Annotated in this window: 20 protein-coding genes and 1 pseudogene; 11 read left to right on the top strand and 10 right to left on the bottom strand. The window is 64.5% G+C overall.

The genetic code is table 11. The annotated features are described in order from the left end of the window. Window positions 1–45: 45 nt before the first annotated feature. The 5 genes from MXAZACID_RS04065 to ptsP form a co-directional block, all read right to left on the bottom strand. Window positions 46–1,197: an aldose epimerase family protein gene (locus MXAZACID_RS04065; protein ID WP_008492825.1), complete on the bottom strand. Its 1,152-nt coding sequence runs from the start codon at window positions 1,195–1,197 to the stop codon at window positions 46–48. Window positions 1,198–1,306: 109 nt separating this feature from the next. After that, window positions 1,307–2,632 (bottom strand): TIGR00366 family protein, encoded by a 1,326-nt coding sequence (locus tag MXAZACID_RS04060; RefSeq protein ID WP_008492824.1) that lies wholly within the window; start codon window positions 2,630–2,632, stop codon window positions 1,307–1,309. Between the two features lie 308 nt (window positions 2,633–2,940). Next, window positions 2,941–4,614, bottom strand: a complete 1,674-nt coding sequence (locus tag MXAZACID_RS04055; protein WP_008492823.1) for a fructose-specific PTS transporter subunit EIIC — start codon at window positions 4,612–4,614, stop codon at window positions 2,941–2,943. Continuing rightward, on the bottom strand, window positions 4,611–5,582 hold the full coding sequence (gene pfkB / locus MXAZACID_RS04050; RefSeq protein WP_008492822.1) for a 1-phosphofructokinase: 972 nt from the start codon (window positions 5,580–5,582) through the stop codon (window positions 4,611–4,613). The genes MXAZACID_RS04055 and pfkB overlap by 4 nt, the downstream gene beginning before the upstream one ends. Next, window positions 5,579–8,086: a phosphoenolpyruvate--protein phosphotransferase gene (gene ptsP, locus MXAZACID_RS04045; RefSeq protein ID WP_008492821.1), complete on the bottom strand. Its 2,508-nt coding sequence runs from the start codon at window positions 8,084–8,086 to the stop codon at window positions 5,579–5,581. The genes pfkB and ptsP overlap by 4 nt, the downstream gene beginning before the upstream one ends. Window positions 8,087–8,266: 180 nt before the next feature. Between ptsP and MXAZACID_RS04040 the strand changes: the two genes are divergently transcribed. Continuing rightward, entirely contained in the window at window positions 8,267–9,259 is a 993-nt protein-coding gene (locus MXAZACID_RS04040; RefSeq protein WP_008492820.1) for a LacI family DNA-binding transcriptional regulator, read from the top strand. 13 nt (window positions 9,260–9,272) lie between these two features. On the opposite strand, the gene MXAZACID_RS04035 is transcribed toward MXAZACID_RS04040, so the two are convergent. Further along, entirely contained in the window at window positions 9,273–11,138 is a 1,866-nt protein-coding gene (locus MXAZACID_RS04035; RefSeq protein WP_008492818.1) for a chloride channel protein, read from the bottom strand. A gap of 169 nt (window positions 11,139–11,307) precedes the next feature. Here MXAZACID_RS04035 and MXAZACID_RS04030 point away from each other — a divergent pair, with 169 nt between their 5' ends. The 5 genes from MXAZACID_RS04030 (at window position 11,308) to MXAZACID_RS04010 (ending at window position 17,363) form a co-directional block, all read left to right on the top strand. After that, entirely contained in the window at window positions 11,308–12,222 is a 915-nt protein-coding gene (locus MXAZACID_RS04030; protein ID WP_371137074.1) for a LysR family transcriptional regulator, read from the top strand. Window positions 12,223–12,316: 94 nt separating this feature from the next. After that, window positions 12,317–12,781, top strand: a complete 465-nt coding sequence (locus MXAZACID_RS04025) for a formate dehydrogenase subunit gamma (RefSeq protein WP_008492816.1) — start codon at window positions 12,317–12,319, stop codon at window positions 12,779–12,781. Further along, window positions 12,781–14,295 carry an NADH-quinone oxidoreductase subunit NuoF gene (locus MXAZACID_RS04020; RefSeq protein ID WP_008492815.1) on the top strand — a complete coding sequence of 505 codons (1,515 nt, stop codon included), beginning with the start codon at window positions 12,781–12,783 and terminating at the stop codon, window positions 14,293–14,295. Before MXAZACID_RS04025 ends, MXAZACID_RS04020 begins: the two co-directional genes overlap by 1 nt. A 9-nt stretch (window positions 14,296–14,304) precedes the next feature. Further along, window positions 14,305–17,148 (top strand): formate dehydrogenase subunit alpha, encoded by a 2,844-nt coding sequence (gene fdhF, locus MXAZACID_RS04015; protein ID WP_008492814.1) that lies wholly within the window; start codon window positions 14,305–14,307, stop codon window positions 17,146–17,148. Then, on the top strand, window positions 17,145–17,363 hold the full coding sequence (locus MXAZACID_RS04010; RefSeq protein WP_008492813.1) for a formate dehydrogenase subunit delta: 219 nt from the start codon (window positions 17,145–17,147) through the stop codon (window positions 17,361–17,363). Before fdhF ends, MXAZACID_RS04010 begins: the two co-directional genes overlap by 4 nt. 51 nt (window positions 17,364–17,414) lie before the next feature. On the opposite strand, the gene MXAZACID_RS04005 is transcribed toward MXAZACID_RS04010, so the two are convergent. The 4 genes and pseudogenes from MXAZACID_RS04005 to MXAZACID_RS03995 form a co-directional block, all read right to left on the bottom strand. Beyond that, window positions 17,415–18,242 carry a formate/nitrite transporter family protein gene (locus MXAZACID_RS04005; RefSeq protein WP_008492812.1) on the bottom strand — a complete coding sequence of 276 codons (828 nt, stop codon included), beginning with the start codon at window positions 18,240–18,242 and terminating at the stop codon, window positions 17,415–17,417. Window positions 18,243–18,416: 174 nt separating this feature from the next. After that, a complete protein-coding gene (locus MXAZACID_RS04000) occupies window positions 18,417–19,076 on the bottom strand; it encodes an FAD-dependent oxidoreductase (protein WP_240376520.1) in 660 nt (219 codons plus the stop codon). A 186-nt stretch (window positions 19,077–19,262) separates the two neighbouring features. After that, window positions 19,263–19,409, bottom strand: a pseudogene (locus tag MXAZACID_RS20450) (FAD-dependent oxidoreductase); the annotation flags it as partial. Beyond that, the gene (locus tag MXAZACID_RS03995; RefSeq protein ID WP_039884711.1) at window positions 19,406–20,128 is read right to left on the bottom strand and encodes an SDR family NAD(P)-dependent oxidoreductase; all 723 of its coding nucleotides are present in this window, start codon (window positions 20,126–20,128) and stop codon (window positions 19,406–19,408) included. The pseudogene MXAZACID_RS20450 and the gene MXAZACID_RS03995, both read right to left, overlap by 4 nt. A gap of 460 nt (window positions 20,129–20,588) precedes the next feature. On the opposite strand from MXAZACID_RS03995, the gene MXAZACID_RS03990 reads away from it, so the two are divergent. The 5 genes from MXAZACID_RS03990 to MXAZACID_RS03970 form a co-directional block, all read left to right on the top strand. Next, window positions 20,589–21,941 (top strand): phospholipase D-like domain-containing protein, encoded by a 1,353-nt coding sequence (locus MXAZACID_RS03990; RefSeq protein ID WP_240376516.1) that lies wholly within the window; start codon window positions 20,589–20,591, stop codon window positions 21,939–21,941. Between the two features lie 179 nt (window positions 21,942–22,120). Beyond that, window positions 22,121–23,398 carry an RsmB/NOP family class I SAM-dependent RNA methyltransferase gene (locus tag MXAZACID_RS03985; RefSeq protein WP_008492808.1) on the top strand — a complete coding sequence of 426 codons (1,278 nt, stop codon included), beginning with the start codon at window positions 22,121–22,123 and terminating at the stop codon, window positions 23,396–23,398. A 20-nt stretch (window positions 23,399–23,418) separates the two neighbouring features. Further along, window positions 23,419–23,928 (top strand): GNAT family N-acetyltransferase, encoded by a 510-nt coding sequence (locus tag MXAZACID_RS03980; protein ID WP_008492807.1) that lies wholly within the window; start codon window positions 23,419–23,421, stop codon window positions 23,926–23,928. A gap of 51 nt (window positions 23,929–23,979) precedes the next feature. Further along, window positions 23,980–25,530: a glutamine-hydrolyzing GMP synthase gene (gene guaA, locus MXAZACID_RS03975; RefSeq protein WP_008492805.1), complete on the top strand. Its 1,551-nt coding sequence runs from the start codon at window positions 23,980–23,982 to the stop codon at window positions 25,528–25,530. A 307-nt stretch (window positions 25,531–25,837) separates the two neighbouring features. After that, the coding region (locus MXAZACID_RS03970; RefSeq protein WP_008492804.1) for an integrase arm-type DNA-binding domain-containing protein at window positions 25,838–26,520 on the top strand (683 nt) is incomplete at its 3' end.

Genomic DNA, 26,520 nt, shown 5'->3' with positions numbered 1-26,520 from the left:
CTCTAAGAGAAAGGAACGCCGGCCGCGAGGCCGGCGTTTTCAGTTTCAGTCGGTCGAGAACTTAAAGACCGTGGTGGATTTGAAGGTCTGCCCCGGATTCAGCACGGTGCTCGGGAATTTCGGCTCGTTCGGCGAGTCAGGATAGTGCTGGGTCTCGAAGGTATAGCCCTCGCCCTGGCGGTAAAGCTTATCGTCGGATCCGACCGTGGTGCCATCGAGATAGTTGCCGGTATAGAACTGCACGCCGGGTTCGGTCGTGTAGACCTTCATGATCCGCCCGGTCTTTGGCGCGTAGGCTTCCGCGGCGAAGCTGAGCGCATCGGGCTGCGGTTTGTTCAGCACCCAGTTATGGTCGTAGCCATGCGCCATGATCAGCTGCTGGAAATCGGTATAAATCTGCGAATCGATCGGCCGTAGCGTGCGGAAATCCATGGGCGTGCCGGCCACGGGCGCAATCTCGCCGGTGGGGATCTGGGTGGCGTCGGTCGGCGTGTAGCTGTCGGCGTTGATCTGCACCAGCTGCCCGAGGGCGGAGCCGGAGCCGTTACCATCCAGGTTGAAATAATCATGGCTGGTGAGGTTGATCACCGTCGGCTTGTCGGTCGTCGCCTCGTAATCGATCCGCAGCGCGTTGGAATCCTCCAACGTGTAGGTGACGGTCACCTTCATCGTGCCGGGATAGCCATCCTGCCCGTCCGGGCTGGTATAGGTGAGCACGGCGGCGACGCCGTCATTGACGGTCTTGGTCGCAACCTTCCAGAGCTGCAGATTAAAGCCCGTGGTGCCGCCATGCAGCGAGTTCACGCCGTTATTGATCGGCAGATGGTAGGTCTTGCCGTTCAGCGTGAACGCGCCCTTGGCGATGCGGTTGGCATATCGCCCGACAATCGCGCCGAAATAGGTGGAGTTCTTCACCGCGTAGCCGTTGAGGTCCTTGAAGCCGAGCACGACATTGCCGAGCTTGTTGTCGCGGTCCGGCACATCGATGGCGGTGATGCAGCCGCCCAGCGTGATGAATTTCACCACCATGCCATGCGCGTTGGTCAGCGTGTATTGCTCCACGCTCTGGCCGTTGGCCAATGTGCCGAAACTGTCATGGGTCACGCTATCCGCATGTGCCGTTCCCACACCGGCGATCGCGGCCAGAACGGCAATTCCGGCCATTTGCTTTGTCGATTTGATTTTTATGTTTTTCATGGCGCTTCCTTTCAAAAAGCGCCATATCGTATCAACCTACGTCGCACAGTAAAAATAATCTATGACAGGCGACTGATAACCTTACCGATATCAGCGCCGTCATCGCCGCCTACGGGATCAGCAGCAGCGCCGCGGCATAGATCACCAGCGAGACCAGAAAGGTGATGGCGGTGTAGCCCATCACTTTCTGGATGCGGATGCCCGCCATTGCCACCATCGGCACCGCCCAGAAGGGCTGCAGCATGTTGGAGACATTCTCCGCCATCGCCACGCCCATCGCGGTGCGCGCGGCATCCGCATGCAGCGCCACCGCGGCCGGCACCACGAAAGGCCCTTGCACGGCCCAATGCCCGCCTGCACTCGGCACCAGCAGCGTGATGATCAGCGAGCTGCAATAGCTCCAGAAGGGCAGCGTGCCGGCCGAGGCGAAGGCGACAAAGCCCTTGGCGATCGCCGCCGCCAGCCCGGTGCCGGCCATGATGCCCATGATCCCGCCATACATCGGATATTGCAGCACCATCGCGCCGCATTGCGTCACCGCGGCGCGGATGGCGTTGGCATAGGCGATCGGCCGCCCCTGCAGCGCCAGCCCGACGAGCAGGAAGATCAGGATGGTCGTGTTGATGTCCAGCGCGAATTTATGCGCCTGCACCGCGATGAAAATCACCCCAAGCCCGATCGCCAGCAGGATCAGCGTGCCGATCGGCGAGCGCTCCAGCCGGGCTGCGAAAGAGTCCGGCGCGATGGCGCTGCGGCTATGGCTGTCCTGCTCTGGCGCCTCCGCGTCCGGCACCAAAGGCTGCACGTCGCCGACGGGATACATGCGCACGAACACAAACCCCATCACCACCAGCACCGCGAGGCTGGGCAACAGCACGAAGGGCGCGAAAATCGTCGCGGAGAGCGGGATCAACTGCCCGGTGGCCTTTTCGATGAAATTCATCTCATTGCCGTGGCTCGCCTGGGACAGTGCAATCGAGCTGGACAGCCCGTTATTGCAGACCGACCAGGCGGAATAGCAGGCGGCGACCAGCCAGCCAAAATCGATCCGCGTATTGCGGGCGATGGCACGCGAGAGGAAGGCCGCCACCACCAGACCCAGCCCCCAATTCGCCCAGGCGGCGAGCCCGACAATCGGGAACACCAAGGCGGCGGCGCGGCCTGGGGAGGTCGCGCCGCGCGCGAGGCGCTCCAGCAGGGCGCGCACCACCGGCGCATCCGCCACGGCAAAGCCGGTGGCCAGGATCAGCACCATCTGAAAGGCAAATTGCAGGATCTTGAAGGCCCCGCCATACCAGCTGTTCAGCAATGTCGTCGCGCTCGCATGCGGGGCGAAGGCAATGGCGAGCAGCCCGACCAGAACGGTCAGCCAGATCGAGAGCACAAACGGGTCCGGCAGCACCCGCTCGAACACATATACGATTTTGCCGATCACGCCGTGATGACCACCCGGCCCCGACGCGGCTGTTTGTTGATGCGGTTGCAATGTCTCGCTCCCTGACGTTGTCGTTCCCCGAAGACGGGTGGACGCAGCTTTGTTGATGTTGAATCTGACCGTTTATCGGTCAGACTGATCGATTAACGGCAGGACTCCTTACCAGAAAGGCTGTCTCAAGAAAACCCGCCAGAGCGCGCCCCCGCCAGCCAGGCCCAAAACGCGAAACAGGCCGGTGGATGCCCACCGGCCTGTTTCGTGTGCAATGATCCGAGAGTCTTCTAACGGGAGCGTCCAGCCCCCATGCCTCAGGCCAGAATGGCGGCGTTGCGCTTGGCCAGCCCCAGCGCCAGCGCCGTGGCGACGCTGCCGGCGATGATCGCGATGGCATAGACCCCCAGATGCGTCACCGCATTTGGGATCGGCAGCACGAAAATCCCGCCATGCGGCACCTTCAACTGTACGCCCATCGCCATCGAAATCGCCCCGGCCAGGGCCGAACCGGCCATGTTGCAGGGGATCACCCGGAACGGATCGCGCGCCGCGAAGGGAATCGCGCCCTCGGTGATGAAGGACAGACCCAGCGCGCCGGTGGAGAGGGCGGATTCGCGTTCATCCAGGGTGAAGCGGCTGGGGAACAGATAGGTCGCCAGCGCGATGCCCAAAGGCGGCGTCATGCCCGCGGCCATCACGGCGGCCATCGGTGTGTAGATCTGCGCGGAGAGCAGCCCGACCGCGAAGGCGTAGGCCGCCTTGTTCACCGGCCCGCCCATGTCGAACGCCATCATCGCGCCGAGCAGCAGCCCGAGAATCACGGCCGAGGAGCCCTGCATGGATTTCAGCACATTGGTCATGAAATTCATGATGTCGGCAATCGGGGTGCCGATCACGTAGACCATCGCCAGCCCCGTCACCAGCGTACCCGCCAGCGGCAGGATCAGCACCGGCTTCAGCCCTTCCAGCGCGCGCGGCAGCTTCAGGGTTTTGTTGAACCAGGAGGTGAAATACCCGGCCAGGAACCCAGCCGCGATGGCGCCCAGAAACCCCGCCCCCAGCAGTGAGGAGAGCAACCCGCCGATCATGCCCGGCGCCAGCCCTGGCCTATCCGCGATGGAATAGGCGATGAACCCGCCCAGGATGGGCACGAACAGGGTGAAGGCGGATTTCGCGCCGATCTCAAACAACGCCCCGGCGAAGCTGTGGGCGTGGCTCGGCTCGGTGGCGTAGATGCCGCCAAAGGCGAAGGCCAGCGCGATCAACAGCCCGCCCGCCGTCACGAACGGGATCATGTAGGAGACGCCGGTCATCAGATGCCGGTAGGGGCCGGTTTTCACCCCCGCCGCCTTCTGCGGCGTCGCCGTGCTCGTGGCGCCGCCCTGCAGCGATGCCTGCTCGAAGGCGCGGCGGATCAGATTTTGCCCATCATTGATCGCGGCTTTGGCGCCGGATTCGAACAGCCGCTTGCCGGCGAAGCGGGAGAGATCCACCTGCCGGTCGGCGGCGATGATCACCAGATCCGCCGCAGCGATCTCCTCCGGCGTCAAAGGCGTCTGCGCGCCGACGGAGCCTTGGGTTTCAACCCGGATCTCGTGGCCCAGCGCGGCGGCGGCCTGCAGCAGCCCCTCGGCGGCCATGAAAGTGTGCGCGATGCCGGTGGGGCAGGAGGTGACGGCGACGATCCGCTTCACCACCTGCTTCGGCCCGCCCAGCAAGGCGGCGGGATCGGCCAGCACCTGTTCGATGCTCGCGGTGACACGCGGCGCCGTGGCCTCGGGCAGCGCCGCGCCCTCGCCCACCAGCAGCACCAGGCTGGCCTGCTGCATCTGCGCGGCGCTGAGCTTGTTCAGCACGCCTTCGGAGGTATGCACCTCCACCTCGATGCTGCTTCCCTGCAGCTTGGCCGCCTTGCGCAAGGCCTCCGCCGCCAGCACGCCCTGCACAACCGCCTTGCCCGCGGCAACCGACGCGATAATCTCCGTCATACGCTCATCCCTTCCGCTTCCATTTTTGTCAGGTTTTTCACAACCACTTGGTTTGCCAGCGCCTCGATCTCCTCGCGCGGCGGCAGATTGGCCCCCGCGCGCCCGAGCTTGCCCGCCGCGAAAGCGGTGCCCAGCCGGGCGATCCGCTCCAGCCCCGCCCCGTCGCGCAGCGCCGCGATGATCCCCGCCATCATCGCATCCCCGGCGCCGACGCTGCTGACCACCCGCAAGGGCGGCAAGCCGGCGTGCACGGCCTGCCGGGCGGTGACGAAGACGGCGCCCTCGGCGCCGAGCGAGACGACGACCAGCTCGACACCGCCGGCATTCAATTCGGCCGCCGCCGCCAGCAGCGCCGCGTCGTCAGGCAAGACCCGGCCGGCCAACTCTTCCAGCTCCGCCCGGTTGGGCTTGATGGCGAAAGGCTTCACCGCGCTGCCCAGCCCGGCCTTCAGCGGCGCGCCCGAGCTATCCAGCAACACCCTTACCCCGCGCGCGGCCAGCCGGGCGATCAGACTGGCGTAGAAACCGGGCGCGATCCCGGCTGGCAGGCTGCCGGCCAGCAGCACCACGCCGCCAGGCACCGCCAAGCTCTCCAGACGGTCCGCCAGGGCAGCCTCCATCCCGGCCGGCACAATGAGGCCGGGCAGGTTGATGTCGGTAGTGTCGCCATCATGGCTGAGCTTGATGTTGGTGCGGGTTTCGCCGGGGAGGCGCAGAAACCCGTCCTCGATCCCCTTGGCGGCGAACAAAGCGGTGAAGGAAGCCTGGTTATCCGCCCCCAACAGCCCGCTGGCGGCAACCGGGCCGCCGCCCCAATCCGCGAGGCAGGCGGCGACATTCACCCCCTTGCCCCCGGCATGCACGAACGCCGCGCTGGCGCGATGCACCTGGCCGGGGTGCAGCCCGTCCAGCAGCACTGTCTGGTCCAGCGCCGGGTTCAGGGTGACGGTTAAAACCGGCGCGCTCACGGCAGCTCCAACGCCCGCACCTCGGCGGCGCTCGCGGCCTCCAGCGCCTGCTCGGCCAGCGCCTTCAGGGCGCTGAAGGCAACGCCGCGCAGCTTGGCCTTCACCGCGGGAATGTCGCGCGGGGTCATCGAAAGCTCGCTCACCCCAAGCCCAGCCAGCAAGGCCGCGCCCAGCGCATCGCCGGCGATGCCGCCGCACACGCCCACCCAGCGCCCATGCGCCCGCGCCCCCTGCACGGTCTGCGCGATCAGCCGCAGCACGGCGGGGTGCAGGCTGTCCGCCTCCGCCGCCAGCTCCGGGTTCTGCCGGTCGATCGCCAGCGTATATTGCGTCAGATCATTGGTGCCGATGGAGAAGAAATCGCAATGCGCGGCCAGGCTGTCGGCCTGGATGGCGGCGGCGGGCACCTCGATCATGATGCCGATCGGCAGCGCCGGCCCGTTCACCGCGGCGCGAACCTCCTCGCAGATCTCGCGCAGCCGGATGATCTCGGCCACCGAGGTCACCATCGGGAACATGATCGACACGTTCCCGCCCTGCCCCGCCGCGCGGTAGATGGCGCGCAGCTGCGGCAGCAGCAGATCCTGCCGGCGCAACAGCAGCCGGGCGCCGCGCACGCCCAGGAAGGGATTTTCCTCGCGCGGCAGATGCAGATGCGCCACCTGCTTGTCGCCGCCAATATCCAGGGCGCGGATGATCAGCGGCCGGTCCTCCAGCGCCTCGATCATGCCGCGATAGATCGCCAGCTGCTCATCCTCGCTGGGCGTGGCGCCGCTTTCCAGAAACAAGAATTCGGTGCGCATCAGCCCGACCCCCTCGGCGCCTTCGGCCAGCGCCATCGGCACCTGGTCCGGCCGGTTCACATTCGCCGCCACCTCGATAGGCACGCCATCTGTGGTGGTGGCCGGGCGGGCGCGCTCAGCCTCCTCACGCTCCCGGGTGGCGCGCAAGCCCGCCGCCCAGTTTTCCGCCGAGGCCACATCCTCCGGCGAAGGGTTGAGATAAAGCCGCCCGGTCTGGCCATCGACGATGGCGAGCTGGCCGGAAAGCGCCTCCTGCGCCAAGGCCTCGCCGCCGGCGACGATGGCGGGCAGACCCAAAGTGCGGGCCAGAATCGCGCTATGCGCGGTCGGCCCGCCCTGGATCATCGCCAGCCCCAGCACGCGGTTGATATCCAGCCCCGCCGTATCGGAGGGGGAGAGATCCTGCGCCACCAGAATGCAGGGCGCCTCCGGCAGTTCGGTGAGCGAGCCCGAGGCGATCGACGGGTCAAGCCAGGAGAGCACCCGCCGCCCGACATCGCGCAGATCCGCCGCCCGGGCGGCGAGCACCGGGTTGCCCAGCGCGCCGAGCCGGGCGGCCATGCGGTTCACCGCCTCATTCCAGGCAAAGGCCGGGCCATGGCCTTCCACCATCAGCTGGCAGCTCAGCGTGATCAGGTCCGAGTCGTTCAAAAGCTCGGCCTGCGCCTTGAAAATCTGCGCATCCTGGGCGCCCAGGCGGCGGGCGGTGGCATCCGCCAGCGCCACCAGCTGCTGGCGGGTGTTGGTGAGGGCCTCATGCAGCAACTGCCCGCCTTGCGCGAGCGCCACCGGCTGGTCCGGGATCTCCAGCGCGTCGCCCCGCAGCACATGCAGCCTGCCGATGGCCAGGCCCGGGCTGGCGGCGATGGCGGAAATCGTCAAGGGATTGCCGGGCGGGGTCCAGCCGCGTACCGGGGCGGCGGCCTGCTTGGCGGCAGCGGCGGCGGCATCCGCCACCTCCTGCGCGGTCAGCCCGGTGATCTTGGCGCGCAACGCCGCCAGGGCCGCCTCGGCGCCCTCACCTTCTGCGGACACCGTCACCGTATCGCCCCGCCGCAGCCCGAGCTGCAGCAGCGAAACCAGGTTGCGCGCATCCGCCATCTCCTGGCCATGGCGCACCCGAATTGGCACGCCATGGGCGCGCACCACATCCACCCAGGCACTGGCCGGGCGCGCATGCAGCCCGGCGGGGTAATCCACAACCCATTCAAAAGCCTGGCTGAAATCCTTTGCCGACGGCGCCTCCTGGCGCGGCCCGTCACTGGCCAGGGCGTGCAGGATGGCATCCGCATCGGCGGTGGAGAACAAAGCCTGCAGCCTGGCATCGTCCTGGATCAAGCGGGTCAGGCGGCGCAGGATGGTGATATGCGCATCGCCCTGGGCGGCAATCGCCACCACCAGATGCGCGCGCTGCCCGGCATTCCATTCCACCCCGGCCGGCACCTGCAGCACCGCGATGCCGTCGCGCTGGATCAGCCCTTTATCCTCGCCCAGCCCGTGCGGAATCGCCACGCCATGGCCAAGGAAGGTATTCGCCACCGCCTCGCGCCGCAGCATCGACTCCCCGAAAGCCGGCGCCACGCAGCCCGCCGCCACCAACAGCTGGCAGGCTTGCGCGATCGCCTCCTCCTTGCTGGCGGGCGTGGCGTTCAGCCGGACAAATTCCCGGCCCAGCAGGTGATCTGGCGGTGTCATCGACATGGCATTTCCTCAGACATATTTGAGGTCAACTGAAATCGTTTTCAGTTTCCATGTCAAGCATTATCCAGCATCGCAAGGCCATCAAGACGCAACATCATGCTTGTCTCTTGCTTTTTCCGGCGATTCAGCGCTCATTTGACTGAGAACGATTTCGTGCTTTTAGGCGAAACCGGAGGAAGCATGAGCGTAAGCATCAAAGACGTTGCAGCCAGGGCGAATGTGTCCCCCGCCACCGTATCCCGCGCCTTGGCCGGCGGGCAGGTGAGTGCCGCCTTGCGCGCCAAGGTCGAGGAGGCGGTGAAAGCCACCGGCTACCGCCCCAACCTCTCGGCGCGGCGGCTGCGCTCGCAGGAGTCGCAGACCATCGGGCTGATCGTGGCGGATATCTCCAACCCGTTCTTCACCGCCGTGGCCCGCGCCGTGGAGGATGAAGCCTACAAGGCCGGGCTGCGGGTGATCCTGTGCAATACCGACGAGAACCCAGAGAAGGAGGCGCTTTACCTGCAACTGATGGAGGAGGAGCGCGTCACCGGCGTCATCTTCGCTCCTACCCGCGCCACGGTGGGCAAACTCGCCAAACGCCAGTTCAATTTCCCGATGGTGCTGATCGACCGCGCCGAACCCGGCAGCGGCCAGGACGCGGTGGTGCTGGACAATGCTGGCGCCGCGGCCCTGCTGGTCGAGCATCTGCGCGACCGTGGCTACCGGCGCATCGAGGGGCTGTTCGGCAACGCCTCCACCACCGGCGTCGAACGCCGCCTGGGCTATGAGGAGGCGATGCGCCGCTTCGGCCTCACCCCCTCGGCGCGCTTCATCCCCCCCAGCATCAAGGCGGCGGAGGAGGAGGTGGCGGGCTGGTTCAAACGCGGCCCCGCGCCGGAAGCGGTCATCGCCTCCAACGGGCTGCTGCTGATGGGGGTGGTGCGGGCCCTGCGCGCCGCCGGCAAATCGATGCCGGACGATCTCGCGGTGGCGGGTTTCGACAATGAGAGCTGGACCGATCTGATCGGCCCCGGGCTGACGGTGATCGAGCAGCCGGTGGCGACGATGGGCCGCACCGCCATGCAGCTCCTGCTGGAGCGGCTGGAGGAGCCAGACGCGCCACTGCGCAAAATGGTTCTCGGCGGGCGCTGCCTGACGCGCGGCTCCACCACCGGGCGCGAGCGGCCCTGAAGCTCACCCCGGCTCAGTCATTCCTGTAATCGGCGACATTCGCGGCGACGCTGTCCGCCACATGCTCCTTGGTAATCACGCCGCGCACATCCTCGGCGCGCGGGGCGCCGACGCCATCGCCCACCACCACCGCCATGATCGCCTGTTTTCCCCAGAGCCGGCGGATGACATCGAAAGCCATGGTGTTTTCGCGCACGATGGTGAAATCCCGGCTGGCCAGATCGCCGAGCGTGATCCCGCGCTCATCTTCCGCCAGCCCTCGCCGCAGCGCCATATTCACCCGCAGCACGCCGCGGATCTGCCCGGCTTGCGTCACCACCACATGGCGCATCCGCCCCGTCTCCTCCTCAGCGCTCAGGAACGCCTCGAAGCTGGTCTCGGCGGGCAGGATGGTCACGCTCCGCACCATGATGTCGCGCGCCCGGCGGACCAGGAACATGTTGGCATGCCGCGCCCGGGGAATGCTGTGGCCGCGCCCGACCAGCTTGACCGTATAGATATTCTCCGGCGAGAGCAGCCGGCGCACCCCGACCGCCACCGCGACCGCGACGATCATCGGCATGACGATGCCGTAATCGCGCGTCATCTCGAAGATCATCGCCACCGCCGTCATCACCGCGCCGGTGCCGCCGCCCACCATCGCCGCCATGCCGACCATGGCGAAGCTCGCCACGTCGATCGGCAACGGCACATGCAGCGCCTTTAGCAAAGCCGCGAAGGCGCCGCCGATCGCCGCCCCCATGAACAGCGAGGGTGAGAAAATGCCGCCCGAGGAACCGGAGCCGAGGCTGACCGAGGTGGCGAACAGCTTGGCCACGAACAGGAACAGCAGCAAGGCTCCGAGCATCGGCAGGCTGGTGCCGAGCTGGCCGGTGAGGATCGCCTCGATCGTCGCATAACCGACGCCATCGACATAATAATGCCCAAGCGTACGATAGAGCAGGTAGAACAGCAGCCCGACCATCGCCATGCCCAGCGCGTGGCGCAGATAGCGATTCGGGATCCGCTCGAACGCATCCTCCGCCAAATGCAGCCCCCGAATGAAGCCCCAGGCGGCGACGCCGATCAGCCCGCCCAGCACGGCGAACAGCAGCAAGGTCGCGGCGGCGTCCGGTCCGGTGCCCAGCGACGGCAAGGGCGGCACGAAGAACGCCGGCTGGTCGCCAAAAAAGGCACGCCCGATGAAGGTGGCCGCCCCCGTCGCCAGCGCCACCGGCAAAAACGCCGTCACGCCGATTTCGGGCATCATCAGCTCGATGGCGAACATCACCCCGCCGATGGGGGTGTTGAAGGTCGCCGCGATGCCGGCCCCGGCCCCGGAGGCGACCAGAATGATCCGCTGATCCGCCGGCATGCGGATGAGTTGCCCCAGCGTCGAGCCCAGCGCCGAACCGATCTGGATGATCGGCCCTTCCCGGCCGACCGCCGCCCCGGTGCCGATGGCCACCGCCGAAGCCAAGGATTTCACCACCGCCACCACCGGACGAATGACGCCGCTTTTATAGAAGATCGCGTCCATCACCTCCGGCACGCCATGGCCGCGCGCCTCCGGGGCGAAATTCACCACCAGAAACGTCACCACCAGCCCGCCAATGACCGGCACGAAAATGATGAGCGCGCCCCAGGGCGAGCCGGCGGTGAAGTGATTCGCGTCGTAATGCCAGGAGAGCTGCCCCAGGAAGCCGAGATTATGGATCAGCCCGATCAGCGCCCGGAACAAGGCCGCGCCGGCGCCGGTGAAAATCCCCAGCCCCAGCGCGATCAGCGACAAGGAGAGCAAATTGAGCGCGCGCACCGGCCCCCCATCCATCGGCGTCCGCTCTGGATCATCAAACGCCGCGCCGGATTCGACCTCGCGCTCGGATGTGGACAAGCTCATGGCCCTGTTTTCCTCCCATCGCCGGTCTTGCGCCAGGAGGATGGCGGCCGGCCGCCTCTCCCGGCCTCGTTCAGACCGGGTTGTGATAACATGGCGGCGAAGCCGGCAAACGGCAATGCGCAAAGCCGGCAGATCTGGGCTTTGACAGCCCGCGCCACCCCCCGATACTCTGCGCCAGCAGCCCGGGAGCGTCCTCATACTCACCAAATTCGAATATCTCATCGCCCTGGCGCGGGAGAAGAATTTCGGCCGCGCCGCGCAGGCCTGTGGCGTCACGCAGCCCAGCTTCTCGGCCGGCATCCGCGCGCTGGAGGAGCAGGTGGGCTTGCCTCTGGTCATTCGCAGCTCGCGCTTTCAGGGCTTCACCCCGGAAGGCGAGATCGTGCTGGGCTGGGCACGGCGCATCGCCACCGATCTGCGCTCGATGCGGCTGGAGCTGGCCACCGCCAGCGGCGGCCTCGCCGGGCTGTTGCGGATTTCGGTGATCCCGACGGCGCTGGCGGTGGTCGCCGGGCTCACCTCGCCCTTCCGCGCCCGCCACCCGAATGTGCGCTTCAGCGTGGAATCCGCCAATTCCGGAGAGATATTGCGGCAGCTGCAGAACGCTGAAATCGATGTCGGCGTCACCTATCTGGATAACGAGCCGATCGGCAAATTCCGCTTCACGCCGCTTTACAGAGAGCATTACCGGCTGGTGACCAGCGCCCTCTCCGCCTTTGGCGAGCGCGACGCGGTGAGCTGGGCCGAGGTCGCGCAGACGCCGCTTTGCCTGCTGACGCCGGATATGCAGAACCGGCGCATCATCGACCGGCTGCTGAGCCGATCCGGCGCGCATTTGCCGCCGGCGGTGGAATCGAACTCGATCATGGTGCTGCTCTCGCATGTGCGCACCGGCAACTGGTCCTGCGTGCTGCCGGAGAAGCTGGTGGAGATTTTCGGGCTGGGGCCGGGGTTTCGCTCGATCCCGATCAATGACCCCGAGGAGGCGCATATTGTCGGGCTGTTGGCGAGCGACCGCAGCCCGATGCCGCCGCTGGCCCAGGCGATGTTCACCCTGGTCATGGAGGGCGGGCTGGTTTTATAGTTTTGTGCTATCGCAGCACTGAATTACCCGGATTGAAATTCACCTTACGTTCGCGCATCTTCCGGCCATTAAGAGCAAGAAGGTGAAGCGATCCATGTCCGCCAGCTGGGATGCGTCACGCGCGCAAGAGATTGTTAATAAGTATCTGCCTATCAAAGGCCCGATGCTGCCAATCCTGCACGCGCTCCAGGAGGAGTTCGGGTTTATCAGTGACGAGGCAATGCGCCTGGTGGCGCAGAGCCTCAATGTCACCCGCGCCGAAGTCTATGGCGTGGTGTCGTTCTATCATGATTTCCGCCAGGCCCCGGCGGGCCGGCATGTGCTGAAAATCTGCCGGGCGGAAGCCTGCCAGTCGGTCGGCGGCGAAGCCCATGCCAACGCCTTGCTGCAAAGCCTCGGGCTGGAATGGGGCGAGACCACGCCGGATGGGCGGCTGACGGTGGAGCCGGTTTATTGCCTCGGGCTGTGCGCCTGCGGCCCCAACGCGATGCTGGATGGCGAGCCCCGCGCCCGGCTGGATGCGCAAGCCCTGCACGCCCTCGCCGAGGAGGCCGCCTGATGCGTATTTTCGTCCCCCGCGATGCGGTTTCCCTGGCTCTGGGGGCTGACCTTCTGGCCAACGCCATCGCCGCCGAAGCCGCCAGGCGCGGCGTTGCAGCCAAGATCATTCGCAATGGCTCACGCGGCATGTTCTGGCTGGAACCGCTGGTCGAAATCGAGACCCCCGAAGGGCGCACCGGCTTTGGCCCGATGACATTGGCGGATGTGGCCGGATTGTTCGCCGATCCCGCCTCCCACCCCAAGGCACTGGGGCTGGTCGAGGCCCTGCCCTTCCTCGCCAAGCAGCAGCGCCTGACCTTCGCGCGCTGCGGCATCATCGACCCGCTGAGCCTGGCGGATTATCGCGCCCATGGCGGCCTCGCCGGGCTGGAGCGGGCGCGCGGGATGAGCGCCGAGGCGATCTGCGCCGAGATCACCAAATCCGGCCTGCGCGGCCGTGGCGGCGCCGGCTTTCCCACCGGGGTGAAATGGGAGACGGTGCGCAAGGCCGAGGCGCCGCAGAAATACATTGTCTGCAATGCCGATGAAGGCGATTCCGGCACCTTCGCGGACCGCATGATCCTGGAGGCGGATCCGTTCTGCCTGATCGAGGGCATGGCGATTGCGGGGCGGGCGGTGGGCGCCAGCCAGGGCTATGTCTATTGCCGCTCGGAATATCCCAACGGCATCAAAATCTTCAACGAAGCGCTGGCGATCGCGCAGGAAACCGGCCTGCTCGACGGCTTCGCGCTGGAGCTGCGGGTCGGCGCCGGCGCCTATGTCTGCGGCGAGGAGACGGCGCTGTTGGAGAGTCTGGAGGGCAAGCGCGGCATGGTCCGCGCCAAGCCGCCCATCCCGGCGCTGCGCGGCCTGTTCGGCCAGCCGACGGTGATCAACAACCTGATCTCGCTGGCGACCATTCCCTACATCATGGCACAGGGCGCGGAGGCTTATGCGAGTTTCGGCATGGGGCGCTCGCGCGGCACCATGCCGGTGCAGCTGGCCGGTAACATCAAGCATGGCGGGCTGTTCGAGACCGCCTTTGGCATCACGCTGGGCGAGCTGGTGAACGAGATCGGCGGCGGCACCGCCTCCGGCCGGCCGGTGCGCGCGGTGCAGGCGGGCGGGCCGCTCGGCGCCTATTTCGCCCCGGCGCAATTCGAGACGCCCTATGATTACGAAGCCTTCGCCGCGCGCAACGGGCTGATCGGCCATGGCGGGCTGGTGGTGTTTGACGACACCGCCAACATGGCCGCGATGGCGCGCTTCGCGATGGAATTCTGCGCCCATGAATCCTGCGGCAAATGCACGCCCTGCCGCATCGGCTCGACGCGCGGCGCGGAGATTCTGGACCGGGTGGTGGCCGGCGCGTCCCGACCGGGGGATCTCGATCTGGTCAAGGATCTTTGCGAGACGATGAAATTCGGCTCGCTCTGCGCCCTGGGCGGTTTCACCCCCTACCCCGTGCTGAGCGCGATCACGCATTTTCCTGAAGATTTTGGCGGCGCCGCGCTGCCTTTGGCGGCGGAATAGGAGTCCAACATGGGTCTGATCCACGAAGTCGATTACGGCACCAAGCCGAGCAACGCCACCAAGCTGGTGAGCCTCACCATCGATGGCCAGAGCATCACCGTGCCGGACGGCACCTCGGTGATGCGCGCGGCGATGGAGCTGGGCACGCAAATCCCCAAACTCTGCGCCACCGATACGCTGGATAGTTTCGGCTCCTGCCGGCTCTGCCTGGTGGAAATCGAAGGCCGCGCCGGCACCCCGGCCTCCTGCACCACGCCGGTGGCCGAAGGCATGGTGGTGCACACGCAGAATGCCAAGCTGGCGAAGCTGCGCCGCGGGGTGATGGAGCTCTATATCTCCGACCATCCGCTGGACTGCCTGACCTGCGGCGCCAATGGCGATTGCGAATTGCAGGACATGGCCGGCGCTGTCGGGCTGCGCGATGTGCGCTATGGCAACGAGATCGAAACCCATCTCGGCCAGGCCAAAGACACCTCCAATCCCTATTTCCAGTTCGACCCCTCGAAATGTATCGTCTGCTCGCGCTGCGTGCGCGCCTGCGAGGAAATCCAGGGCACCTTCGCGCTGACCATCGCCGGCTCCGGCTTTAACTCGAAAGTCTCGCCGGGCATCGGCGAGATGTTCCTGGGCTCGGAATGCGTCTCCTGCGGCGCCTGCGTGCAGGCCTGCCCGACCGCGACGCTGATTGAAACCAGCGTGCTCGAACAGGGCCAGCCGGAGCATTCCGCTGTTACCACCTGCGCCTATTGCGGTGTGGGCTGCGCCTTCAAGGCGGAGATGCGCGGCGAGGAGCTGGTGCGCATGGTTCCCTACAAGGATGGCCAGGCCAATCACGGCCATTCCTGCGTGAAGGGCCGCTTCGCCTGGGGCTATGCCACCCACAAGGACCGCATCACCAAGCCGATGATCCGCGCCAAAATCACCGATCCTTGGCAGGAGGTGAGCTGGGAGCAGGCAATTTCGCATGTCGCCGCCGAATTCAAGCGCATCCAGACGCAATATGGCAAGGATGCGATCGGCGGCATCACCTCCTCGCGCTGCACCAATGAGGAAACCTTCCTGGTGCAGAAGCTGATCCGTGCCGGCTTTGGCAATAACAATGTCGATACCTGTGCCCGCGTCTGTCACTCCCCCACCGGCTACGGGCTGAAGACGACCTTGGGCACCTCTGCCGGCACCCAGGATTTCGACAGCGTGATGGAGTCCGATGTCATCATGGTCATCGGCGCCAACCCGACGGACGGGCATCCCGTGTTCGGCTCGCGCATGAAACAGCGTCTGCGCCAGGGGGCGAAGCTGATCGTCATCGATCCGCGCCGCACCGACATTGTCCGCACCCCGCATGTCGAGGCCGCATACCATCTGGCGCTGCGTCCTGGCACCAATGTCGCAGTGGTGAATGCGCTCTCGCATGTCATCGTCGCGGAAGGGCTGGTGAACGAAGCCTATGTGCGCGAGCGTTGCGATTGGGATGAGTTCTCCGAATGGGCGGCCTTCATTCTGGACCCGAAGAACAGCCCGGAAGCGGTGGAGGAGGTCTCCGGCGTGCCAGCGCAAACCATCCGCGAGGCGGCGCGGCTTTACGCCACCGGCGGCAATGGCGCCATCTATTACGGTCTGGGCGTGACCGAGCACAGCCAGGGCTCCACCACCGTCATCGCCATCGCCAATCTCGCCATGGTCACCGGCAATGTCGGCCGGCGCGGTGTCGGCATCAACCCGCTGCGCGGCCAGAACAACGTGCAGGGCAGTTGCGATATGGGCAGCTTCCCGCATGAATTCCCCGGCTACCGGCATGTGGCGGATGACAATGTCCGGCATATTTTCGAGGCGGAATGGAACGTGCCGCTCTCCAACGAGCCGGGGCTGCGCATTCCCAACATGCTCGATGCGGCGATGGATGGCAGCTTCAAGGGGCTCTACATCCAGGGCGAGGATATCGCACAGTCCGATCCGGACACGACCCACATCACCAACGGCCTCAGCGCCATGGAATGCGTTGTGGTGCAGGATCTGTTCCTCAACGAGACCTCGAACTACGCGCATGTGTTCCTGCCCGGCTCGACCTTCCTGGAGAAGGACGGCACTTTCACCAACGCGGAGCGGCGCATTCAGCGCGTGCGCAAGGTGATGGCGCCGCGCAACGGCTATGCGGATTGGGAAGTGACGCTGATGCTGGCCAAGGCGATGGGGATGGCGCTCGACTACACCCACCCCAGCGAGATCATGGACGAGATCGCGCGCACCACACCGTCTTTCGCCAATGTCTCCTACGCGGCGCTGGAGGAGAAAGGCTCGATCCAATGGCCCTGCAACGACGCCGCGCCCGAGGGCACGCCGATCATGCATATCGGCCATTTCGTCCGCGGCAAGGGCAAGTTCGTCGTCACCGACTATGTGCCGACGGACGAGAAAACCGGCCCGCGCTTCCCGCTGTTGCTCACCACCGGGCGCATCCTCTCGCAATATAATGTCGGCGCGCAAACGCGGCGGACCGCGAATGTCGCTTGGCATGAAGAGGATCTTCTGGAAATCCATCCGCATGATGCCGAGCAGCGCGGGGTGAAGGACGGGGCCTGGGTGAAGCTCGCCAGCCGCTCCGGTGAAACCTCGCTGCGCGCGAAGATCACTGATCGCGTTGCGCCGGGCGTGGTCTATACCACCTTCCACCACCCGATGACGCAGGCCAATGTCATCACCTCCGACTATTCGGACTGGGCGACGAATTGCCCGGAATACAAGGTGACGGCGGTGCAGGTCTCGCTCTCCAACGGCCCGACCGAATGGCAGGAGCGCTACCAGGCACATAGCGAGAAGGCCCGTCAGATCGCGCCTCAGGAGGCCGCGGAATGAAGACCGAGAAACTCGTCTACATGGCCAACCAGATCGGCACTTTCTTCAACCATGAAAAAGAGGACGTGGCCGTGCGAGAAATCGCCGGCCACCTCAAGAGCTTCTGGGAAAAACGCATGCTCGCGAATATCTTCGCGCATCTGGAGCAGGGGGGCAGCGGGCTAAATGAGCGTGTTCATAAAGCCTTGTCTCAACTGCACCAGGAACGAAACTGAAATTTTCCAGACATCAAAAAAAAGGGAGGGGAAATTCCCCTCCCTTTTTATTTACCCCTGCACCGGTATCGAGCCTTGCTCAGCCACCGGGGTAGCGGACCTGCCGAAAGACAGATACAGCCCAGCCGCCGTGATGATGACCGCACCGATGATGTTCCCGATCGTCACCGGGATCTCGTTCCAGATCAACCACTGCGCCACACTCACCTTCGCACCGAGCATGATGCCGCAGGGAATCACGAACATGTTCACCACGCAGTGCTCAAACCCTTGCGCGACGAAGGCCATGATCGGCAGATACATCGCGAAGATTTTGCCAATGGTCGAGCGCGTGACCAGCGCCATCACCGCGCCGAGGCTGACCATCCAGTTGCAGATCACACCTTTGAGCAGCGCCGTGCCCCAACCGGCCGCGCCCGCGCTCATATAGGGAACCACTTTCAAGGTGGCGATCGCGATAATTTTCGCCCCAATCGGGGACGGCGCGTCGGTGAAAAACTTCGTATCGATGGCGGCGAAGAGCAAAGCGTAAATCACGCTTCCAATGAGATTGCCGATATAGACCAAGACCAGGCCGGAGACGACCTGGCCGCCGGAAATCCGCCCGCCCATCTGCGCGTAAGGCAGCAGCGCGGCATTGCCGGTGAAAAGTTCAAGTCCGAGCAGGACAAGCAGAATGAACCCGACCGGGAAGAACAAGGCCGAAACCACGATATTGCCGGTGGCCACAAGCGCACTCACGAACAAGGTGGTGGTGAAACCCAAAAACATGCCCGAGAGAATGCCGGTCAGTAAGATGGTCTTTGCCGGAAGATTTGCCTTCTTTGTGCCGGCTTCCAGCATGGCGCCGGCCAGGGCCGGGGGATTAAGCCAATCCATGAATACTCTCCAAGAAAATTACACGCGATTATTGGATATTTTTGCGAGCACGGCGAACGACGGCACAAACGCGCCGAGCCGCCGAGTGCCACACTATCCTGGGAGATTTAACAAATGACAAGTATTTTATGGAGGATAATTCGATCTGTTGATGCGTGCGATGACTTTTTCACGCTAAGCCGTAAGCGCCTTGCGGACCTGCTCCGCGATCCGCACACCGGAGAGATACGCCGCCTCGACGCGTCCGTGATCCGTCCAGTCCCCGCACAGCGCTAGACGATTCTCGGCATCGAGCATCGGCAAACCATCCTGGACCGGCGGACAATTCGCATAGCGCCAACGATGCAGATCCGCGTGCTGCACCCGCAATTTCCCCTCGATCAGACGATCGAGTTCCGCGCGCATCACCGCCTCAACCAGAGACGGGGGGTCTTCCATATGAACATCCGCCCAAAGATTATTGGACAGCACCACCAACCCTGGCCCGGCTTCATGCCCTGGCCTGGATTCACAAACCGCCAGCCAACTGAGCGGCCCGCTGATAATTTCCGCGGCATCGAACGCCAATTCCGCAGGCGCCTCCAGCCCCAGCATCAATGCAAAACAGCCCGACATGCGCGCGGCCTGGGCATTGACACGCAAGGCTGACTGATCGGGCAACAAAGCGGCCGCCTGCAACGCCGGCAAGGCGATGACCACGAAGGCAAACGGGCCGAACACCTCCCCGCTGTCACTCTGCAGGCGCCAGCCGGTTCCGGCTTCACGCAACTGCGTGATCCTGGTTTGCAATTTCACATCCAAGCCGCGCGCCCAATAAGCGGAGAGCGCGCTCATGCGGCCCGTCCCGACATAATGCGCCGTGTCATCATTCCAGAGCTGGCGACTTATCTCACACCCATTTTCAATTTTCGAAAACCGGCAGCGCCATGGGGAGACGATGCCGGCGCTGCGCAGCGCCGCAACCTCCGCGACAAAACGGGGATCGCGCGCGGTGAAATATTGCGCGCCGAAATCAAACGCGAACCCCTCCCGGCGGCGATGCGCCAGCCGCCCGCCCGGCCCACGCGCTTTTTCAAAAACGCGCACCGAAAAATGGCGCGAGAGAGCGCGCGCCGCCGCAAGCCCTGCCGTGCCCGCACCGATCACGGCGACGGATGATGAGGTCATGGCAAAATCTCCGTGCCGTCATAAGCGAATAGTTTGCCGGATTGCGCCGGCGTGGCCGCCTCCAGCACATCCAGCATTTGCTCGGCCGCATCCTCGGGCTTGCGCAACTGCCCAGGCGGAACCAGTTTCTGGAATGGACGCGACAATGCACTATCGACGGTGCCAGGGTGAAGGCCCATGATAACCGCGTGCGGCGCGCGCCGGGCGGTTTCGATCGCGGCACTGCGCAGCATCATGTTGAGCCCCGCCTTCGCCGCGCGATAACCGTACCAGCCACCTTTTTGATTATCGGAAATGCTTCCGATGCGGGCCGAAAGGGCCGCGAACCTGGAAGCACGGTCGCGCGGCAACAGCCCCAGAAAATGCTTCATCACCAGGCTCGGGCCGATACAATTTACCGCGAACGACATGGCGAGCGCGTCGGCCCGCAGATCACGCAACGCCTTCTCCGGCAGCATATTGGGCGCATGCAGGAGCCCGGTTGCGACGATGATCGTATCCAACACCCCGTCAGCCCCCAGCCGCGCCGCATGGAAGCTGAGGCTGGCTTCATCCAACAGATCGACCTGCGCGGGATAGATTCCGGGCGCGGCGGCAACCGGCTGGCGCGAGAGCGCATGCACCTCCCCCACGCCGCGTCGCCTCAACGCGTCAACCAAAGCGCCGCCAATGGCACCGCTTGCCCCGAATATAACCGCGCGATCACCGAGCCTACTCATGGCAGCTGACCATCCTCATCGTTACTTATTGATAACAAAAAATTAAAGGACTTCATCAGAATGACTTACGCTGCCAAAGAGAATATGGATCAGTACGCCGCACAGGACTGATCCATAAATTTGCACCCGAACATAACTAAAAATTCATTCTCATGAAGCATATCATCGTACTCCGTCGCCGCATGATCAATCGCTTGCCCCGAATGCGACCAACCTCCCCGCCAATTGTTTTCGCTTTCAGCCATCCCATATCTGGCTCTCAAAACTGCGGATGAGGGAGGCGGAAAATGCCGGGCTGGGCAGGTTTATGTCGATAGCCAACGACATCACGCCCCCCTCCCCTGGACCGCGCGCTGAAGCGCTTTTGCAGCCCGGCCATAATTGCTGGCGCATTGAACAGGCGGAGCGCTTCGCCGTCATCATCGACGCGGCCGATTATTTCATTGCCGTCCGCCAGGCGATGTTGGCGGCCAAACACAGCATCTATCTCATCGGCTGGGATTTTGACGCGCGTATCCGCTTGGGAGATGGGGGCGATGGCGGGCCTGTCGCACTCGGCGATTTCATCCTTTGGCTGGCGCGGCGCACGCCATCCCTGAATATCAGGTTGTTGCGATGGGACACCGGCGCCTTCAAGGCAATATTTCGCGGCGGCACAATTTTCTCAATTATCCGCTGGAAGCTGAATAAGCAGATTCGCCTCAAGCTTGATGGCGAACATCCGCTGGCGGGCTCACATCATCAAAAAATCGTTGTCATTGACGATCGAATCGCGTTTTGCGGCGGCATTGATATGACTCTCGGGCGGTGGGACACGCGCCGTCATCTTGACGACGATCCACAACGTGTCGGCCCCAACGGCGAAAAACTAAAGCCTTGGCATGATGCCACCAGCGCCTTCGATGGCCCCCTGGCCCGGGCCATGGGAGATCTCGCGCGTCAACGCTGGCGGGCGGCAACAGGGGAAGTGCTCACCCCGGAAACCGCCACGCATGATTGTTGGCCAGCCGCGCTACGTCCCAATTTTCATAATATCCGCCTGGCCATTGCCCGCACCATACCCAAAATGCCGGACCGCAAACCGGTTGCCGAGATCGAGCAAATCTATCTCGACCTCATCGCGCGGGCGAAAAAATGGATCTACGCGGAAAGCCAATATTTCGCCTCGCGGCGGGTGGCGCAGGCCATCGCCAAGCGGTTGGCCGAGCGTGATGGTCCGGAAATCGTCATCCTCAACCCGGTCAGCGCCGAAGGCTGGATCGAGCCCATCGCCATGGACTCCGCCCGCGCCCGCCTTGTCGAGGCGCTGCGGCGGATCGACCATCAGGGCCGGTTTCGGCTCTATCACCCGCTGACCAAAGGCGGCAACGATATCTATGTGCATGCCAAGATCACCATTGTCGATGGCGTGTATCTGCGGCTCGGCTCCTCCAACTTCAACAACCGTTCGCTGCGGCTTGATACTGAATGCGATGTCATCCTGCCGGCCCATGAGGCGGACAACCAAGACGGCGAGCTTCATTTCATGCCGTTGCTGCACGATCTCCTCGCGGAGCATTTCGATCGCACCGCCGACGAGATCGCCGCTTTGTTCGCGCAATGCGGCTCGCTGATCGGTACCATCGAAACATTGCGCGAAGCTGCCACCGGCCGCAGCCTCACGCCCTACCAATTGCCGGATCTGGGCGGCGTGAAAGAGTGGCTGGCCGACAATGAAATCCTCGACCCGGAAGGGCCCGACGAAATCTTCGAGCCGCTGAGCCGCCGCAGCCTGTTCAAGGGCTGGCGCTGGCCCGCGTTCAGAAGGCGCTAATTGAACCGGGCGGCGCCCGCCTCCGGCCTGCCGTGGGTGGCGCGGCTTGGGTGGATGGAACGCGGTGTTGGGCTGCAAACCCTCGGCGGGTTCTCGCTTTAGCCCCTGCAAACCCCCTATCCGCCCCCATTTGGCGGATTTGACTTGACGCCCTGCCCCGCATCCGCGACGGGTGCGCCATGACACCCGCCGGACAACTCGCCGCCGCCATCGACCTTCTCGGCCTCATTGAGGCCGATCCCCGCCCCGCCGATGCGGTGGCCAATCATTTCTTCCGCACCCGCCGCTTCATCGGCGGCGGGGACAGGCGCGCCGTCTCGGCCCTGGTCTGGGGCGTTCTGCGCACCCGCCGGCATCTGGGCTGGTGGCTGGATTATCACCGCGCCCCGCACACCCCGCGGCTGCTGCTGGCGGCCCAGGCGCTGTTTTCCGGCCAGACGGTGAACAAGATCGCCATGGCCTTCGTCTCCGGCCGCTACGGCCCGCCACCGCTGCAGCCTGAGGAAATGGCGCTGCTGGAGAAGCTCTCCACCCGCACGCTGGAACATCCGGACATGCCCGAAGCGGTGAAATTCGAGATCCCGGACTGGATCCTGCCCAAGCTGCGCGCCCAGTTCGGCCCCACCCTCGCCGCCGAAATGGCGGCGATGAACGAGCCGGCAACGCTGGATCTGCGCGTCAATCTGCTGAAAACCGACCGCGACGGCGCCCGCATGGCCCTGGCCGCCGAGGGCTTGCGCGCCGAGCTGACCGAATATTCCCCCTGGGGCCTGCGCCTGCGCAACCGCCAGTCCGTCACCACCGGCAAAGCCTTCCAGGAGGGGCTGGTGGAGATCCAGGACGAAGGCAGCCAGCTCATCGCCCTGGCGGTGGATGCCAAGCCGGGCATGCGCGTCGCGGATTTCTGCGCCGGCGCTGGCGGCAAGACGCTGGCGATTGCCATGGGCATGGCCAATAAGGGCCATATCATCGCCTGTGACGTGTCCGCGCCCCGGCTGGAGGGCGCCATCAAGCGCCTGCGCCGCGCCGGAGTGCACAATGCCGAGCGCCATCTGCTGGAGCCCGGCGACAAGTGGGTGAAGCGCCAGGAGAAAAAATTCGACCGCGTGCTGGTGGACGCCCCCTGCACCGGCACCGGCACCTGGCGCCGCAACCCGGACGCCCGCACCCGCCTCACCGAGACCGATCTGGCCGAGCTGACGGTGAAACAGGCCGATATTCTCGACCGCGCGCAAAAACTGGTGAAGCCGGGTGGAAGACTGGTTTACGCCACCTGCTCCGTGCTGCAAGATGAGAACGAGGCACAAATCGAGGCGTTCATGGCGCGTCATCCTGAATTCTCCGTCCTGCCCCTGGAAGCGCCCGAGGCGCTCAAAGGTTCCGCGCATCTGCGCCTCTCCCCCGCCCGCAACGGCACAGACGGGTTCTTCGCCGCCATCATGGTGCGTGCCAGTTGATTTCCATACGCCGCGCCCGGTTGTCCGATGCCAGTGGCATTGCCGCCGTGCATGTGGCCACCTGGCGCAGCGCCTATGCCAATCTGCTGCCTGATGATTATCTCGCCAATCTCTCCCTCAACCGGCTTTGTGCCTATTATGAGCATTCCATCCGCGTCGGCGGCGGGCTGCATGTGATCTCCTGCTATGGCGAGCCCGGCGCCCCGCCGATTCTCGGCTTCTCCAGCGCCGCCCGCTGCCGGGAAAAAACCCTCGGTGATGGCGAGATCGAGACCCTCTATATGCATGAGGATTACCGCGACCGCGGGCTGGGCGGGCAGTTGCTGCGCAGCTCGGCCAAGCATCTGGCCCGGCTCGGCTGCCGCTCGGTCTATGCCTGGGTGCTGAGTGAGAATCCGTCCCGCTATTTCTACCAGCATCTCGGCGGCAAGCAGATCGCCTCTGGCACCACCTGGGTTGGCGGCGAGGAAATCCCCCAGATCGCCTTTGCCTGGGACCCGATCGAGACCCTGCTCGACGTAAATGCCTGAACCGCGCTTTCCCTCTGTTGCAAAGCCAAGCGCCCTCCTCTAGTTGGGCGCATGAGCCAGCAAAAAATCCTGATCCTGGACTTCGGCAGCCAGGTCACCCAGCTGATCGCCCGGCGCGTGCGCGAGAGCGGCGTGTATTGCGAGATCCTCCCCTTCAACGCGGATGTGCAGCGTATGCGCGATTTCGGCGCCGCCGGCATCATCCTCTCCGGCGGCCCGGCCAGCGTGGCCGACGAGGGCAGCCCCCGCGCGCCGGACTGGGTGTTCGAGAGTGGCCTGCCTGTGCTGGGCATCTGCTATGGCCAGATGACCATGTGCGTGCAGCTGGGCGGCGAGGCCAAGGGGGCCGAGATCCGCGAATTCGGCCGCGCCCATATCGATGTCGTCGCCGATTGCGAGCTGTTTGAGGGCACCTGGGCCGTCGGCGCGCGCGAGCAGGTCTGGATGAGCCATGGCGACCATATCTCTGCCCCGCCGCCCGGCTTCAAGACCGTCGCCGTCTCCGAAGGCGCGCCTTATGCGCTGATCGCCAATGACGAGCGCAAATATTACGGCATGATGTTCCACCCGGAAGTGGTGCACACGCCGCATGGCGCCCAGCTGATCAAGAACTTCACCCACAAGGTCTGCGGCCTCTCCGGCGACTGGACGATGGCCCGCTTTCGCGAGGCGGAGATCGAGAAAATCCGCGCCCAGGTCGGCACCGGCCGGGTCATTTGCGGCCTCTCCGGCGGCGTCGACAGTTCGGTCGCCGCCGCGTTGATCCATGAGGCGATCGGCGACCAGCTCACCTGCATCTTCGTCGATCACGGGCTGCTGCGCGCCGGTGAAGCGGATGAGGTGGTGAAGGTCTTCCGGGACCAGTTCAACATCAAGCTGATCCACCGCGATGCCTCGGATCTGTTCCTGGGCGAGCTGGCCGGTGTCACCGACCCGGAGCGCAAGCGCAAGATCATCGGCAAGCTGTTCATCGACGTGTTCGATGAGGAAGCCACCAAGATCGGCGGCGCGGAATTCCTGGCCCAGGGCACGCTCTATCCGGACGTGATCGAGAGCGTCTCCGCCCTTGGCGGCCCCTCCGTCACCATCAAATCCCACCATAATGTCGGCGGCCTGCCTGACTATATGAAGCTGAAGCTGGTGGAGCCGCTGCGTGAGCTGTTCAAGGACGAGGTCCGCGCGCTCGGCCGTGAGCTCGGCCTGCCCGAGACCATCGTCGGCCGCCACCCCTTCCCCGGCCCGGGCCTGGCCATCCGCGTGCTGGGCGCGGTCAGCCGCGAATCGGTCGCCATTCTGCAGAAGGCGGATGCGATCTATCTGGAAGAAATCCGCGCCGCCGGGCTCTATGACGCGATCTGGCAGGCTTTCGCGGTGCTGCTGCCGGTGAAATCCGTGGGCGTGATGGGCGATGGCCGCACCTACGACCAGGTCTGCGCCCTGCGCGCCGTCACCAGCACGGACGGCATGACCGCCGATGTCTACCCGTTCGACATCAACTTCCTCTCCCGTGTGGCCGGACGCATCGTCAACGAAGTCCGCGGCATTAACCGCGTGACCTACGACATCACCTCAAAGCCGCCGGGGACGATTGAGTGGGAATGATCCCGCGTCTGGCATAGGCTGGCACCAACCGGCACAAAATCAACAATAAGCCCCTGTAAAAAGGGGCTTTTTTGTACCTATACCCCGCATCGTCTGGCACCCGTTGGCAGCGCCAAGCACTGTTTTTTTATGGCACAATCGATGGTATCAATGGCTTTGGATACCATGGAATGACATTGATACCATGAGGGCCTACACGGGCGCTCATGGTATAAAAATGCCGTAACACAATGATTGTATTGAGTTTTATCTGCAAGACGGCGGGTGATGAAATCATGGTATTTGGGGCTGAATAAGGGGACGAGTCGTGCTGACCGATACCAAGCTGCGCAATCTCAAGCCGCAGGATAAGCTGTACAAGGTGAATGACCGTGACGGCCTCTATGTGGCCGTCACGCCTGCCGGGTCGATCTCATTCCGCTACAACTACGCGATCCACGGCAGGCAAGAGACCGTCACCTTTGGTCGCTACGGCGTTGGCGGCATCACCCTCGCGGAAGCCCGTGAACGGCTAAACGAAGCCAAGAAGATGATCGCCGCCGGGAAGTCGCCAGCGAAGGAAAAGGCGCGGGACAAGGTCCGCATCAAGGATGCGGAGACGTTCGGCGCTTGGGCGGAAAAATGGTTGCGCGGCTACCAGATGGCCGACTCAACCCGCGACATGCGCCGCTTAGTGTTGGAGCGCGAGCTGAAGCCGAAATTCGGCAACCAAAAGCTGGTCGAAATTACTCACGAGGACTTACGTGCGCTGACCGATGCCATTGTGGAGCGGGGTGCCCCCGCAACGGCCGTGCACGCTCGCGAGGTGGTATTACAGGTCTATCGATGGGCCATCGAGCGCGGCCAGAAGGTCGAGAACCCGGCGGAACTGGTGCGCCCGACAACCATTGCCAAATTCGAGCCGCGCGACCGGGCGCTGACGCCCGACGAAATCGGGCTGATGTACCAGTACATGGAACGCATCGGCACGACACCATCTATCCGGGCAGC

Origin of the sequence: Acidocella sp. MX-AZ02 (assembly GCF_000306035.1) — a bacterium.
GTDB classification, from domain to species: domain Bacteria; phylum Pseudomonadota; class Alphaproteobacteria; order Acetobacterales; family Acetobacteraceae; genus Acidocella; species Acidocella facilis.
The sequence above is the reverse complement of the archived record's forward strand: the minus strand, read 5'-3'. Positions and strand labels throughout refer to the sequence as shown.